The following is a 14,516-nucleotide window of genomic DNA, read 5'->3' as shown; positions in this document are numbered from 1 at the left end:
TGTCCGGGAACGGGCGCGCTAGGCTCCTCTCATGATCCGATCCCTGCACCGCCGCCACGCCCTGTCCCTGATGGGCGGAACCGCCGCCGCCCTCGCCATTCCGCTGGCCGCACAGGGCCGATCAGAGGACTGGGCTGCGCTGGCCGCCGACGTGAAGGCGGAGTTCAAGTGGTCGTGGGACCATTACGTCGCCCGCGCGTGGGGCAAGGACGAGATCAATCCGGTCTCGGGCGGGCAACAGCACTTCTTCATCGAGGGCCATGATCTGGGCCTGTCGCTTGTAGAGGCGCTCGACACCCTGTGGCTGATGGAGTTGGACGACGAGTTCCAGGCGGGCGTCGACTGGGTGAAGGCCAACCTCGACTTCGATGTCGACGGCGACATTCAGGTGTTCGAGGCCAACATCCGGCTGGTCGGCGGCCTGCTGTCGGCGCACCTGTGTTCGGGCGATCCGGTCCTGCTGGCCAAGGCGAAGGAGCTGGCGGACCGGCTGATGAAGGCGTTCGATGCTTCGCCCCACGGCCTGCCGTACCGCTATGTGAACCTGCGCACCGGCGCGGTCCGTGACCCCGAAACCAATCTGGCCGAGATCGGCACCTATATCGCCGAATTCGGGGTGCTGAGCCGCCTGACCGGCGACGCGCGCTATCACGACGCCGCGCGACGGGCGATGTTGCATACGCTGAACATGCGGTCCGACCTCGGGCTGATGGCGGCCAACATCCACGCCGAGACCGGCCAGTTCATCAGCCGCAACGCCTCGATCGACGTCTATGCGGACAGCTTCTACGAATATCTGTGGGACGCGTGGGAGCTCTTTGGCGACGAGCAGCTGAAGCGCGCGGCGCAGGAGTGCTGCGCCGCCATGGTCGCGCATCAGGGCAAACGCTACGACGGCCGCCTGTGGTTCCCGATGGTGGACTACGAGACCGGCGCGGTGACCGGGACGTCGCAGACGGTGCTGGGCGGCTATCTGGCCGGGCTGCTGGGACAGGTCGGGATGAAGGCCGAGGGCGACGATTTCCTCGCCACCTATACGGCGATGCAGGAGCGGTACGTCATCATCCCGGAGTCGATCGACGTAACGACGGCGGGGCCACGGACCAAGCGCACCGGCCTGCGCCCCGAATACGCCGATGCCTGCCTGAACCTGTGGCTGGGCGATCGCGATGACCGCTACCGCGCGCTGGCGGCGATCCACTGGCGCAACATGAAGGCGACCTCGAAGGCAGCGTACGGCTACACCTCCCTGACCGACATCACGACGCGGCCGATGACGCAGGGCGACAACTGCCCCGGCTACTGGTGGTCGGAGCAGATGAAATACTACTGGCTGCTGTTCGCGGAACCGAAGCGGGTGGATCTGGGCCAGCTGGTGCTGAGCACGGAGGCGAATGTGCTGCGGGGACTCCGGACCTGACTAGCGCGAGGTGCTCATCGAGTACGGCCGCGTTTCCACACCTGCGCCCCACGTCGTGTTCGGCTCCGCGCCCATCACGAAATGAAGTTCCCCGCCAGCCATGATCTCCTCGTGGCTGATCCACGTCCGGTTCAATGGCTGGCCATTCAGGGTGACGGACTGGACGTAGGGCGCTTCGGGCGACAGGCCCTCGGTCAAGATGACGAAGCGCTTGCCGTTGTGCAGGTTCAGCGTCGTGCGGTCCGTGAAGGGCCGGCCGATGACGTACTGGTTCGAGCCCGGCGTCACCGGATAGAAGCCCATCGCCGTAAACATCAGCCACGCGGACATCTGGCCCACGTCGTCGTTGCCGGCAAGACCGGCGGGACCCGAGTGGTACTGGGTGTCCATGATCTGCTTCAGCCGGGCCTGCGTCCGCCACGGCGCGCCGGCGTAGACATAGGCGTAGGCGGAGTGGTGGCTGGGCTCGTTGCCGTGGATGTACTGGCCGATCAGACCGGCGATGTCCTCGGCGTGGGAGTAGTCCAGTCCGGTGTTGTCGAAGTCGAACATGGCGTCGAGCTTGGTGACCGTCGCCTCGTCTCCGCCCATCGCCGTGACCAGCGCCGCCATGTCCTGCGGCACGAACCACGAATATTGCCAGGCGTTGCCCTCGGTGTAGTCGGAGCCGTAGTTGATGGCGGTCGGGTCGAAGGGCTCGCGGAAAGATCCATCGGCCTTGCGCGCGCGGACGAAGGTGGTCGCGGCGTCAAAGGTGTTGCGCCAGTTGTTCGCCCGGCGATCGAACTGGGCCGCGACTTCCGCCTTGCCGAGGCGTCCGGCCATGCGGGCGATGGTCCAGTCGTCGTAGGCGTATTCGACGGTCTTGGACGCCGCCTCGGGCTCGCGGTCGATGGGAACGTAGCCGAGGTCCATATAGTCACCGAGGCCGCCGTAGGGTCGGTAGGTGGCGCTGGCCACCATGGCCGCGAGCGCCTGCTCGCCGTCGATGCCGGGAATGCTCTTCAGATACGCATCGGCGATGACCGGAACGGCATGGTAGCCGATCATGGTCCAGGTCTCCTGACCCGCGAACGACCAGACGGGCAGGATGCCGTACGGGCTGACCTGCTGTGCCGCGATCAGGGAGTTGATCATCTGCGCATTGCGCTCGGGTGGCGCGACGAGGGTCAGCAATGGGTGCTCGGCGCGGAAGGTGTCCCACAGGCTGAAGGTCGAATGGACGTCGAAGTTCGCGTGATGAACCGCATTGTCAGGCCCGCGCCAGCGACCGTCGGCGTCGGAGTGAACCGAGGGCGCGATGAGGGCGTGATAGAGGGCGGTGTAGAGGCTGGCCCGCATCTCTTCTTCCGCGTCGATGTCGACCACGGACAGAGCCTGCTCCCACGACTGGCGGGTTTCGGCGCGTTGGGCGTCGAAGTCGAAGCCGGGCTCGGAGTCGAGATTGCGGATGGCCCCGTCCTCGTCGACCGAGGAGATGGCGACCCGGACCATCAGCGGGCCCGCGATCTCTCCGAAGTCGAAAGCGGCCTGCAGCGCTCGGCCCTGAACCTGCGCCCGGTCGGTCATGTCGCGGCCGGGCTGGCGGAAGCCGTTGTAGGGGACGTCGGTCTCGCGGTTCTGTAACTGCACGCCGACCACGGGCCGCGAGAAGCGCATGGCGAAATAGAGCTGACGGCCGGGCGCCCAGCCGCGCGTCTCGCGGAAGCCGGTGACGGTGCCGTCGGGCCTCACCCGGATGCGCGACCACAGCACCTTGCCTGGGTAGTCGTAGATGGAGTGGCGCAGGTCCAGCAGCACCCGGGCCGGAGCGCCGCGTGGGAAGCTGTAGCGATGCAGGCCGGTGCGGACGCCCGCGGTCAGCTCGGCCTGAATGCGGCTGTCGGTCAGGGCGACCGAATAGTAACCCGGCTCAGCGAGCTCGGAGGCCTTGTTGTAATGCGAGCGATAGCCCGAGCCCGGCTGGGCCGGATCGCCCACGTCCCACTTCACTTCGCCCGAGATCGGGGTGACCAGCACGTCGCCGAGATCGGAATGGCCGGTGCCGGAGAAGTGGGTGTGCGAGAACCCCATGATGGTCGGGTCGTCGTAGCGATAGCCTGCGGCCCAGTCGTAGGACTGACGGAAATATTTGTAGTCGGTGTCGGGGCTGAGCTGGACCATGCCGAATGGTGCGACGGGGCCGGGGAAGGCGTGGCCCTTGCCGGCGGTGCCGATGAACGGGTCGACGGCGTCATAGGCCGACACCGGCCCGGTTGGCGTTTCCTGGGCCGTCGCGCATCCCGCCAGGCTGAGCCCGAACACCGCCATTAGTCCGATCCGCCGCATGCAAAGCCCCTCTTCTGGTCGAAGCGGAAGCTAGTCACGTTGGCCGGAGGAGGGAAGGACGATGGCGCGGACAACGATCTTGAAACGCCGTCGAACTTGTAACCAAGTCGGCGCCGGGGCGTTACGGCCGAGCTAACCGATCAAGGGATACTTATGACTGACGTTGACGCCGGCGGTTCGCAGGCCGCCTTCGGCATCCAGGGTCTGGACGACATTCTCGCCGGCGGTCTCGAGCGGGATCGCGTGTACCTGCTGGAAGGCGCGCCCGGCACCGGCAAGACCACCGCGGCGATGGCGTTCCTGCGCGAGGGAGCAAGGCTGGGGGAGGGCGCTCTCTATGTCACCCTGTCCGAAACCGAGGAAGAGTTGCGGGCCACCGCGCGATCGCACGACTGGTCCATGGACGGCGTGGACATCTTCGAACTGGTGCCGCCCGAAAGCCTCCTTGACGAGCAGCAACAGCAAAGCCTGCTGTATTCATCCGATCTCGAGCTCGGTGAAACCACGCGAATGATCTTTGAATCCGTCGAGGCCACAAAGCCTCGGAGGGTCGTGATCGACAGCCTGTCCGAGATCCGGCTGCTGGCGCAGAGCTCGCTTCGCTACCGGCGCCAGGTGCTGGCTCTGAAGCACTATTTCGCCAAGCACGGCGCGACCGTCCTGCTGCTCGATGACCTGACGACCGACATCAATGACAAGACCGTGCATAGCGTGGCCCACGGCGTCGTCCAGCTGCAGGAACTCGCGCCCGAATACGGCGCCGAGCGACGCCGGGTGCGCATCATCAAATACCGCGGTCGCCGGTTCCGGGGCGGCTACCACGACTTCACGATCAAGACCGGGGGGCTGGAAATCTACCCCCGCATTGTCGCGTCGGAACATCGCACCCGGTTTGACCGGACCGCCGTTTCCAGCGGCGTCGCGGAATTGGACCAGTTGCTCGGCGGCGGGATCGAGCGTGGGTCAAGCGCGCTGGTCCTTGGGCCGGCGGGAACGGGCAAGTCGCTTTTCGCGATCAACTTCGCCATCGCCGCGATCGGCCGGGGCGAACGCGCCGCATTGTTCATCTTCGACGAGGAACTCGGGCTTCTCTACGATCGAATGAAGAAGCTCGGGATCGACCTCGAGGCGCTTCAGGACAAGGGCAACCTGGTTGTCGAGCAGATCGACGCCGCAGAGCTGTCGCCGGGCGAGTTCGCGGCGCGGGTTCGCCGGTCGGTGACAGAGCAGAAGATCCAGACGGTCGTGATCGACAGCCTGAACGGCTACCAGGCCGCGATGCCACAGGAGCAGTTCCTGATCCTGCACATCCACGAATTGCTACAGTACCTGAACCGTCAAGGCGCCTCGACCTTTCTGACCGTCGCCCAGCATGGGCTCGTGGGTGAGATGAAGGCGCCGGTGGACGTCACCTATCTGGCCGATACGGTCATTCTGCTCCGATACTTCGAAGCTGCCGGCAACGTCCGCCGTGCGGTCTCGGTCATCAAGAAGCGGTCAGGGCGACACGAGAAAACGATCCGTGAGTTCAATATCGGCGACAACGGCCTGACAATGGGCGAGCCGTTGACCGGCTTTCAGGGAGTCCTGCGCGGCGTCCCGAACTTCGTGGGTCAGGGCGCCGGACTGCTCGGCGAACCGTCCGCATGAGCGCCGGCGGCGCCCTTTCACAACGCGCGCTTGTGCTGGCGCCTTCGGGCCGGGATGGGGCGATCGCCGCCCAGATCCTGCAGGAAGCCGGCGTCCCGGTGCTGGTCTGTCAGGACCTTGCCGAGCTCCAGGATGCGATCGAGCATGGAGCGGGGCTGGCTGTCATCGTTGACGAGGCGCTGCGTAGCAGTGATCTGGCGCCCCTGTCGGGCTGGATCGACGCCCAGCCGTCGTGGTCCGACTTCCCGTTTCTCATCCTGACCCAGAGGGGCGGCAGCGTCGAACGCAACCCGGTCGCCCAGCGCCTGTCCTCGACGCTGGGCAATGTGAGTTTTCTGGAGCGGCCGTTCCACCCGACGACCCTTGTCAGCGCGGTGAAGACCGCGCTTCGCGGTCGCAGCCGCCAGTATGAGGCGAGGGAGCGGATCGAAGACATCCGGCGAGGTGAGGCCCTGCTGGAGAAGCGGGTTCAGGAGCGGACGGCGGAGCTTGAGGCCGCGAACCGTCAACTCGCCGCCCAGATCGTGGAGCGGGAGAAGGCCGAGACCGCCCTGCGACAGGCGCAAAGGCTCGAGGCGGTGGGGCAACTGACCTCAGGCGTAGCGCACGACTTCAACAACCTGCTGACGGTCGTGATCGGCAACGTCGAGCAGATGCAGAAGCGGGTCACCGATCCGGGCCTCGTTCGACGTCTGTCGATGATGGCCGAGGCCTCTCGACGCGGCGCGAAGCTGACGGCGCAGATGCTGGCGTTTTCCCGTCGGCAGAAGCTGGAGCCACAGGCGGTCAATCTGAACGAAACCGTTCAGGGCATGCGCGACCTGCTGCAGAGCACGATCGGGGGCAGCGTACAGATTCTCGAGCCTGAACTGGCGGACGATCTCTGGCCCGCCATGATCGATCCGACGCAGATCGAGCTGGTGATCCTCAATCTCGCGATCAACGCCCGTGACGCCATGGATGTCGGGGGCACGCTGCTCATCCGCACACAAAACCTCGAAACCTCCGCGCCCGTCTCAGCGGAGGATCCGCCCGCCGGCAAGTTCGTCGTGGTTTCGGTGTCTGACAACGGCTCGGGGATGACGGAAGATGTACTCGCGCGAGCGTTTGAACCGTTCTTCACCACGAAGGAGGTCGGCAAGGGCTCAGGCCTCGGTCTCAGTCAGGTGTTCGGTTTGGCCAAACAGTCCGGGGGCGGCGTTCAGATAGAGACGGAGCCGGGGCGCGGCACGACGATCAAGGTCTTTCTACCAAAGGCGGAGTTTGCCCCGCATCGCACGGCTCCGGTGGAGCTGGCCTCCGCGCCCGCCCACGCACCCCACGTGGTCGTGCTGGTCGTCGATGATGACGAGGCCGTCCGCGAAGTCACCTCGGGCTACCTGACCGATCTGGGCTATACCGTTGTCGAGGCCGGCAGCGGCGGCGCCGCGCTGGAGGTCTTCGACCGCCGCCCGGACATCGAGGCGGTCATCCTCGACTTTGCCATGCCGGGTATGAACGGCGCCGACGTCGCCCGCGAGTTGCTGGGTCGGCGACCGACGGTGCCGATCCTGTTTGCCACTGGATATGCCGATGCCGAAGCGCTGGCGTCCACTTCCGACGAACGGGTGATCCTGAAGCCATTCAACCAGGCCGAGCTCGCCGGGAAGCTTTCGAACGCCTTCGCGCGGGCCAGTGTGTGAGCGGCCGCTGATCGGGGCTTCAGTGCGTTTGAGAGGAGACGATGGTGGGTGATGTAGGGTTCGAACCTACGACCCGCTGATTAAGAGTCAGCTGCTCTACCAACTGAGCTAATCACCCGGACCATTCGTCTGGTCGGCGCCTCGCAAGGCCCGTGCCGCGTCCGCCTGTCCCGAACCGGGATCGGCGAAGGGGGCGGACATAGAGGCCTTTATCCTCGTGCGCAAGGGGATTTCGGGCCGCGTTCCGCTTTGTCGCACAAGGGGGTAGGGTCGGTTTCTGAATCAGCCGCCGGCGAGCGGCGACGGGGGAGACGACCATGGCCTTCTGGAACCGCAGGCGTTCGATAGACGCCATGATCGCCCCGCACGACGGGCATGCGTTGAAGAAGACGCTGAGCTGGCCGCACCTGCTGGCGCTGGGCGTAGGTGCGATCGTGGGGACCGGGATCCTGACGCTGATCGGCGTGGGCGCCGGACTGGCGGGGCCGGCGGTTATGATCAGCTTCGCGCTGGCCGGACTGGTCTGCGCCTGTGCGGCGCTGGCCTACGCCGAGCTGTCGACCATGATGCCGGCGGCGGGCAGCGCCTATACCTACTCCTATGCGGTGCTGGGCGAGCTGATCGCCTGGGTCGTGGGGTGGAGCCTGATCCTTGAGTACTCGCTGGTCGTGTCGGCGGTTGCGGTGGGCTGGTCCGGGTATGCGGTCGGGTTCCTGAACGGTATGGGGGTCGATCTGCCGCTGGCGCTGACCGTCGGACCGCACGTGGCGGGTGGAGTGCTGAACCTGCCGGCGGTGGCGATCATCGCGGTGGTGACCGGGCTGCTGTTGCTGGGCACGCGGGAGAGCGCGACGGTCAACGCGATTCTGGTGGTGATCAAGATCGTCGCCCTGATCGCCTTTGTGGCCATCGCCCTGCCGGCGTTCAACGAGGCTAACTTCACGCCGTTCATGCCCAACGGCTTCGGCGCGCCGTTCGTGCAGACGGGGGTGATGGCGGCGGCGGCGATCATCTTCTTCGCCTTCTACGGCTTCGACGCCATTTCGACGGCGGCAGAAGAGACCAAGCGGCCGGAGCGTGACCTCGCCATCGGCATCGTCGGGTCGATGCTGATCTGTACGGCGTTGTATCTGGTCGTGGCGGCCGCGGCGATCGGGGCCCGGCCGGTGGCCTCGTTCGCTGACAGCCCCGAGCCGCTGGCGCTGATCCTGCGCGAGATGGGGCAGGGGACGGCGGCGCAGTGGATCGCGGCGAGCGCCGTGGTCGCCCTGCCGACCGTCCTGCTGGCCTTCCTCTTCGGGCAGAGCCGGATCTTCCTCGGCATGGCCCGGGACGGGCTGCTGCCGCGCCGGCTGGCGAAGGTCTCGGCGCGAGGCGTTCCGGCCGTGGTGACCATCTTCACCGCAGTGGTCGTGGCGATCCTCGCAGGCGTGATGCGGCTGGATGAGCTGGCGTCGCTGGCCAATGCGGGGACACTGGCGGCGTTCTTCGCCGTGGGACTGAGCCTCGTCGTGCTGCGGGTGCGCGATCCGAATCGGCCGCGGGTGTTCAAGGCGCCGCTGTGGCCAGTGGTGGGGGCGATCACGATGATCGGCTGCGTGGTCTTTTTCCTGAGCCTGCAGGCGAAGACCCAGCTGTGGTTCCTCGTCTGGAACGTGGTCGGGCTGGTGATCTATTTCGCTTGGTCATCGCGGAACTCGCGGCTGGCCCGGGGCGAAGAGGTCGAGGGCTGATGGCGCGGCGCGACCTGTCCGGGGCGGTCGATTTCGGCGTGCTGGAGTCGATGACCGGCGGGGACGACGCGATCGGCGAGGAGGTGCTGGGCCTGTTCGCTCAGCAGGCGGCATTGTGGGAGCCGATGCTGGACGTGCGCGAAGAGGGCTGGCGCGACGCCGCCCACACGATCCGGGGCGCGGCTGCGGGCATCGGCGCAGGGGCGCTGGCCGAGGCGTGTCAGGCAGCCGAGGCGGCGGAGACCGCGGATGCGCCGCCGCTGCTGGAGCGAGTGCGGGACGCGCTGGAGACGGCGCTTACAGACGTGGCGGCGTATCGCCATGAACTGATGCTGAGATCGCTGAAAGGCTAGCCCCGCGTCCGGTCCCAGGCCGCGAACTCGTGGGCGATGCAGCGGTCGATCAGGGTGCGCCAGACGGGTTCGGCGATGTCGGCCGAGAGGCCGGCGGGACCGGCGGCGGCGAGGACCTTCGACACCACATCCTCAATACGGGCGTCGTCATGGACCACGTCCCGGCTGGGCTTGATGCGGGCGGCGGCCTCCATATAGCGCTGGCGCTCGGCCAGCATCAGGACAAGCGCGCGGTCGAGGGCGTCGACGCCCTGACGGACATCGGTCATGGACTGACAGGCCTCGGGCGCGACCCGGGCGTCGATGCGAACTTCATCCGACAAAGGCGCGCTCCAGCACATAGTCGCCCGGCTCGGCGTTCGAGCCTTCCTTCAGGCCATAGGTCTCGAGCAGTTCGCCCGTCTCCTTGATCATGGCCATCGAGCCGCACAGCATGATGCGATCGCTGTTGGGCGAGAAGCCGATCGGCAGGCCGAGGTCGGCGAAGATGTCGCCCGACTTGATCCGGTCGGTGATCCGGCCAGGCGTCTCGAATCGCTCGCGGGTGACCGTGGGATAGTAGGTCAGCTGCGCCTTCGCCTCGTCGCCGATCAGCGGGTCCTCGTGGATGCCGGCGGTGAAGAAGTCGCGGTAGGCGAGGTCGGCCACGTTACGCACCGTGTGGCAGACGATGACCTGTCCGAAGCGGCTATAGGTGTCGGGATCACGGGCAACCGAAAGCCACGGCGCGAGGCCGGTGCCGGTGCCGATCAGCCAGAGACGTTCGCCGCCGGTCAGGGCGTCCAGCACGAGGGTGCCCGTGGGCTTCTTGCCCATCAGGACGATGTCGCCCGGCTGGATCTTCTGCAGGCGGGAGGTGAGGGGGCCGTCCGGCACCTTGATGGAGAAGAACTCCAGTTCCTCGTCCCACGCGGGCGACGCGATCGAATAGGCGCGCAGGACGGGCTTGCCGCCGTCTTCGCCGGGCAGGCCGATCATCACGAACTCGCCGGAGCGGAAGCGGAAATCCTCGGGCCGGGCGATGCGGAAACTGAACAGCTGGTCGGTCCAGTGATGGACGGACAGGACTTCCAGTTCGTGGAAGGGCGAGGCCTTGGCGAGAGGGGCGGAGACGGCGACGTCGGTCATTGCGGGGGCTTATTAGGGGGTGCGGAGCCAATGCGGAAGGGCAGGCGGCGCCGCATCTCGCAACCGGGCCCCTGTCACTGGAAAAAGTGCGAAACCCTGTCTTCTCGATACTCCCTGCCAACGTAGCTCCCGCGAGCCGATCGCCACCGGGGCCGCCGCCAGACGGGAACTCAGGATTCGATTGTCAAAGATCCGGGTGGCCTGAGGTCTAGCAGGCGGCTGCGTCAGATCGGGTCGTACCGCGTGTTTCCGTCGTTCTGGTGCTCATGACATCGGTGCGGGATGGAGGCTTTGTGCAGGATTTGGCAGGGATGGAAGGTGTCGGGAGTGTTGGGGGGGTGACGACGGCGGATTCCGCCTCTAGCGTCCGGCCATGCGTAACATCCTGCTCGCCTCCACCCTGTTCGTCGCGTCGGTCACGCCGCTTTCAGCCGCTCTGGCGCAAACTCCGGACCCGGCGGTCCTGACGCCCGAGAGGGTGTTCGCCAATCCGAGTCTGGCCGGGCCGGTGGCCAAGGGCGTCAGCCTGTCGCCTGACGGGGCGCTGGTCGCATTCCTGCGGTCGCGCCCTGACGACGTGGACACGCAGGATCTGTGGGCGGCCCCGACGGGCGCCGGCGAACCCTTCAAGTTGATCGATGCGCGGGCGCTGGTTCCGGATGCTGGAGAACTGTCCGAGGCCGAGAAGGCCCGTCGCGAGCGGATGCGGATCAGCCAGCGCGGCGTCGTCGAATATTCATGGGACGAACAGGGGCGCTACATCCTTGCGCCGCTGGAGGGCGACGTGTTCCTCGCCAGCCGTGAAGGCGGGCAGGTGCGCCGCCTGACCGAGACCGCGGCGGACGAGATCGACGCCAAGGTGTCGCCCAAGGGGAACTTCGTTTCGTGGGTCCGGGACCAGGATCTGGTCGTCTATGATCTGGCGACCAACGCCGAGACCGCCGTTACGACGGATGGCGACGGCCTGATCACCTGGGCCACGGCGGAGTTCATCGCGCAGGAAGAGATGGATCGGGACACCGGCTACTGGTGGAGCCCGACCGAGCGCTACATCGCCTTGCAGCGGACCGACGAGTCAACCGTCGACGTCATTCCCCGTCTGGACATCACCGGCGCCGGCGCGACGACGGTTCAGCAGCGCTATCCGCGCGCCGGGCGGCCGAACGCCGTGGTCGAGCTTTATGTGCATGACCGGCAGTCAGGCCAGCGGGTGAAGGTGGATCTGGGCGACAACCCCGACATCTATCTGGCGCGGGTCAACTGGTCGGCCAACGGCGCAATCCTTTACGTGCAGCGCGAGAGCCGGGACCAGAAGACGCTGGACCTGCTGAGCGTCGATCCCGCGACGGGTCAATCGCGGGTGATCGTGACCCAGCGCTCGGACGCCTGGGTGTCGCTGAACAACGACTTCCGCGCGTTGGAAGACGGCAACTTCATCTGGTCGTCGGAAGAGAGCGGCTGGCGGCATCTCTACCTCTACAACCGCGACGGTCGCCGGCTGCGGGCGATCACGCGCGGCGACTATGCGATCAAGGGCCTGAGCGGGGTCAACCAGCGGACGGGCGAGGTCTTCTTCACTGCCTCCATGCGCGACGGCAAGGAAATGCCGATCGAGCAGCAGCTGTTCCGCGCCAGCCTGAACCGGACGACCACCCCGGTGGCGGTGACGCCGGCCGGCGGCTGGTGGAGCGCGTCGATGAACCGGACGGGCACGTCCTTCGTCGGCAACTACACCGACCTGACCACGCCGATGCAGTCGGGCCTGTATCAGGCGGACGGCACGTTCGTGCGCTGGATCGAGCAGAACAAGCTGGATGAGACCCACCCGTCCTGGCCCTACGTGTCGCGCCGCGGCGAGGTGACGTTCGGCGAGCTGGAGAGCCACGGCGAGACGCTGGTCTGGCAGATGACGACACCGCCGGGGTTCGATCCGACGAAGACCTATCCGGTCGTGATGCAGGTCTATGGCGGGCCGTCGGGCGGCGGGGTGCGTCGGGGCTGGCAGCCGGCGACCAACCAGCTTCTGACCGAGGCCGGCTACATCGTCTTCCGTCTGGACAACCGCGGCGAGGGCGACCGGTCGGCCCGGTTCAAGCAGGCGCTCTATCTGAAGATGGGTCAGCCGGAAATCGAGGACCAGGTGCTGGCGGCGGACTATCTGCGGTCGCTGCCCTATGTCGACGACGCCCGGATCGCGATGATGGGCTGGTCGTACGGCGGCTTCATGAGCCTGATGGCGATCACGGAGCCGAAGATGGGTCTGGCCGCCGCCGCCGTGGGCGCGCCGCCGACAGAGTGGGGCCTGTACGACACCCACTACACCGAGCGCTTCATGTCGACGCCGGAGCTGAATCCGGAAGGCTATGCGGCGTCGGACGCCATTCCGCGCCTGCCGAACATGACGGGCCGGATGCTGCTGATGCACGGCATGGCGGATGACAACGTCATCCTTGAGAACTCGACCCGTGTGATCAACGCGCTGCAGCAGAACAGCCAGCCGTTCGAACTGATGCTCTACCCCGGCCAGCGCCACGGCGTGCGGGGCAACGAAAGGCAGCTGCAGCAATGGCGGACGTATCTGGACTTCTTCGATCGCACGATCGGAAGACAGTCGCACGACGCGGAGTAGCGCTCGCGGGACTGATGACCACTCTGGTCATCGCAGGCTGTGCAACGCCCAATAGCGACGGGACATGGGCAATCTCGGCAGACGACGGCGGACGGGTGTTTCAGTCACCATCCGTCGCTGACGTTGTGGACGGGCGCGTTCCCGGGCGGAACGCCCTGGACGGCTCGATCGCCGTGATGCTGAGTGCGGATGCGGGAGATAGACCGCTGAACGCAGTGATCGCCGGCCACCCCGCGATCCTTGATGGCGGCGGCATCGCGATCCCGAATGGCCCATTGCGAGGCACGCCCATCCTGCTCAAGGACAATATCGAAACGGCGGACATGCCGACGACGGCCGGTTCGCTGGCGTTGGCGGGCAATGCGCCGGGCCGCGATGCGCCGCTGGTCAGAAGGCTGAGGGACGCCGGCGCGGTCATCATCGGCAAGACCAATCTGTCGGAATGGGCCAATATCCGGTCGAACAACTCCACCAGCGGATGGAGCGCGGTCGGCGGGTTGACGCGCAATCCGCATGCGCTGGACCGCAACACCTGCGGCTCGTCCTCGGGCAGCGGGGCGGCGGTGGCGGCGGGGCTGGCCCCGGCGGCGATCGGAACGGAAACGGACGGGTCGATCGTCTGTCCGGCGGCGATCAACGGCATCGTGGGCTTCAAGCCGACCGTCGGGCTGGTCAGCCGGACGCACATCGTCCCGATCAGCCATTCGCAGGACACGGCCGGGCCTATGACGCGGACGGTCGAGGATGCGGCAATGGTGCTCTCCGTCATCGCCGGGACTGATCCGGCCGACGCCGCGACGGCTGAGGCGGATGCGCGCAAGGTCGACTACCGGTCCGCGCTGGACGCCGGTTCGCTGCGCGGCGCGCGGATCGGCGTCATGCGCTTCGCCATGGGCTACTCGGCGAAGACGGATGCGGTGTTCGGGGCCAGTCTGGCGCGGCTTCGGGAAGCGGGCGCGGTGATCGTCGACCTGACCGAAGGCCCGGACGAGAACGCGATGGGCGGGGCCGAACTGACGGTGCTGCTGACCGAGCTGAAGGTGGATCTGAACGCCTATCTGGCCTCGACCGACCCGGCACAGGTGAAGACCCGGACTCTGGCCGACGTGATCGCCTTCAACGAAGCCAAGCCCCGCGAGTTGGCGCTGTTTGGGCAGGAGCTGTTCCTCCGCGCCGAGCAGACGAAGGGCCTGAGCGACCCCGAGTACATCCGGGCGCGCGAGACCTCGCTGCGGCTGGCGGGCGCGGAGGGCATCGACAAGCTGATGCGGGAGAACAATGTGGTCGCCCTCATCGCGCCGACGACCGGCCCCGCGTGGACGACGGATGTGATCAACGGCGACCACTACGGCGGCTCGGCGTCGAGCATGCCGGCCATCGCGGGCTATCCGCACTTGACCGTGCCCATGGGCTTCGTCGACGGCTTGCCGGTCGGGATGAGCTTCATCGCGGGCAAGTGGGAAGACGCCAAGGTGCTGTCGCTGGGTTATGCGTTCGAACAGCTGACGCAGGCCATTCGGCCGCCGACGTTCGCACGCTCGATCGATGACATGGAGGCGACGGCTCCGCTGCTGGCCCCGCTGCACTGAATCC

At 66.7% G+C, this 14,516-nt stretch carries 10 protein-coding genes and 1 tRNA gene; 7 read left to right on the top strand and 4 right to left on the bottom strand.

Translation table 11 applies throughout. The annotated features are described in order from the left end of the window. Nucleotides 1-31 precede the first annotated feature (31 nt). Nucleotides 32-1,420 carry a glycoside hydrolase family 47 protein gene (locus ACIQC9_RS05560; protein WP_400613256.1) on the top strand — a complete coding sequence of 463 codons (1,389 nt, stop codon included), beginning with the start codon at nucleotides 32-34 and terminating at the stop codon, nucleotides 1,418-1,420. Here the strand turns inward: ACIQC9_RS05560 and ACIQC9_RS05555 are convergent, their stop codons facing one another. Continuing rightward, on the bottom strand, nucleotides 1,421-3,748 hold the full coding sequence (locus ACIQC9_RS05555) for a GH92 family glycosyl hydrolase (RefSeq protein ID WP_400613254.1): 2,328 nt from the start codon (nucleotides 3,746-3,748) through the stop codon (nucleotides 1,421-1,423). 153 nt (nucleotides 3,749-3,901) lie between these two features. Here ACIQC9_RS05555 and ACIQC9_RS05550 point away from each other — a divergent pair, with 153 nt between their 5' ends. Together ACIQC9_RS05550 and ACIQC9_RS05545 are read left to right on the top strand one after the other, a co-directional pair. After that, the gene (locus tag ACIQC9_RS05550) at nucleotides 3,902-5,398 is read left to right on the top strand and encodes an ATPase domain-containing protein (RefSeq protein WP_400613252.1); all 1,497 of its coding nucleotides are present in this window, start codon (nucleotides 3,902-3,904) and stop codon (nucleotides 5,396-5,398) included. Further along, nucleotides 5,395-7,080 (top strand): response regulator, encoded by a 1,686-nt coding sequence (locus ACIQC9_RS05545; protein WP_400613249.1) that lies wholly within the window; start codon nucleotides 5,395-5,397, stop codon nucleotides 7,078-7,080. The genes ACIQC9_RS05550 and ACIQC9_RS05545 overlap by 4 nt, the downstream gene beginning before the upstream one ends. Nucleotides 7,081-7,122: 42 nt before the next feature. On the opposite strand, the gene ACIQC9_RS05540 is transcribed toward ACIQC9_RS05545, so the two are convergent. Then, nucleotides 7,123-7,198 (bottom strand) — tRNA-Lys (locus ACIQC9_RS05540). Between the two features lie 199 nt (nucleotides 7,199-7,397). Between ACIQC9_RS05540 and ACIQC9_RS05535 the strand changes: the two genes are divergently transcribed. Together ACIQC9_RS05535 and ACIQC9_RS05530 are read left to right on the top strand one after the other, a co-directional pair. Further along, the gene (locus ACIQC9_RS05535; RefSeq protein WP_400613247.1) at nucleotides 7,398-8,813 is read left to right on the top strand and encodes an amino acid permease; all 1,416 of its coding nucleotides are present in this window, start codon (nucleotides 7,398-7,400) and stop codon (nucleotides 8,811-8,813) included. Next, entirely contained in the window at nucleotides 8,813-9,166 is a 354-nt protein-coding gene (locus ACIQC9_RS05530) for an Hpt domain-containing protein (RefSeq protein ID WP_400613245.1), read from the top strand. The genes ACIQC9_RS05535 and ACIQC9_RS05530 overlap by 1 nt, the downstream gene beginning before the upstream one ends. Here the strand turns inward: ACIQC9_RS05530 and ACIQC9_RS05525 are convergent. Further along, nucleotides 9,163-9,507: a chorismate mutase gene (locus tag ACIQC9_RS05525; protein WP_400613242.1), complete on the bottom strand. Its 345-nt coding sequence runs from the start codon at nucleotides 9,505-9,507 to the stop codon at nucleotides 9,163-9,165. The genes ACIQC9_RS05530 and ACIQC9_RS05525 overlap by 4 nt on opposite strands. Further along, nucleotides 9,479-10,294, bottom strand: a complete 816-nt coding sequence (locus ACIQC9_RS05520; RefSeq protein ID WP_400613240.1) for a ferredoxin--NADP reductase — start codon at nucleotides 10,292-10,294, stop codon at nucleotides 9,479-9,481. Before ACIQC9_RS05520 ends, ACIQC9_RS05525 begins: the two co-directional genes overlap by 29 nt. Before the next feature lie 373 nt (nucleotides 10,295-10,667). Between ACIQC9_RS05520 and ACIQC9_RS05515 the strand changes: the two genes are divergently transcribed. After that, a complete protein-coding gene (locus ACIQC9_RS05515; RefSeq protein ID WP_400613238.1) occupies nucleotides 10,668-12,923 on the top strand; it encodes a S9 family peptidase in 2,256 nt (751 codons plus the stop codon). A 14-nt stretch (nucleotides 12,924-12,937) separates the two neighbouring features. Next, nucleotides 12,938-14,512: an amidase gene (locus ACIQC9_RS05510; RefSeq protein WP_400613235.1), complete on the top strand. Its 1,575-nt coding sequence runs from the start codon at nucleotides 12,938-12,940 to the stop codon at nucleotides 14,510-14,512. Nucleotides 14,513-14,516: the final 4 nt, after the last annotated feature.

This window comes from Brevundimonas sp. NPDC092305, from assembly GCF_044755415.1.
In the GTDB taxonomy this organism is placed as follows: domain Bacteria; phylum Pseudomonadota; class Alphaproteobacteria; order Caulobacterales; family Caulobacteraceae; genus Brevundimonas.
This window is presented reverse-complemented; position numbering and strand designations above follow the sequence as displayed.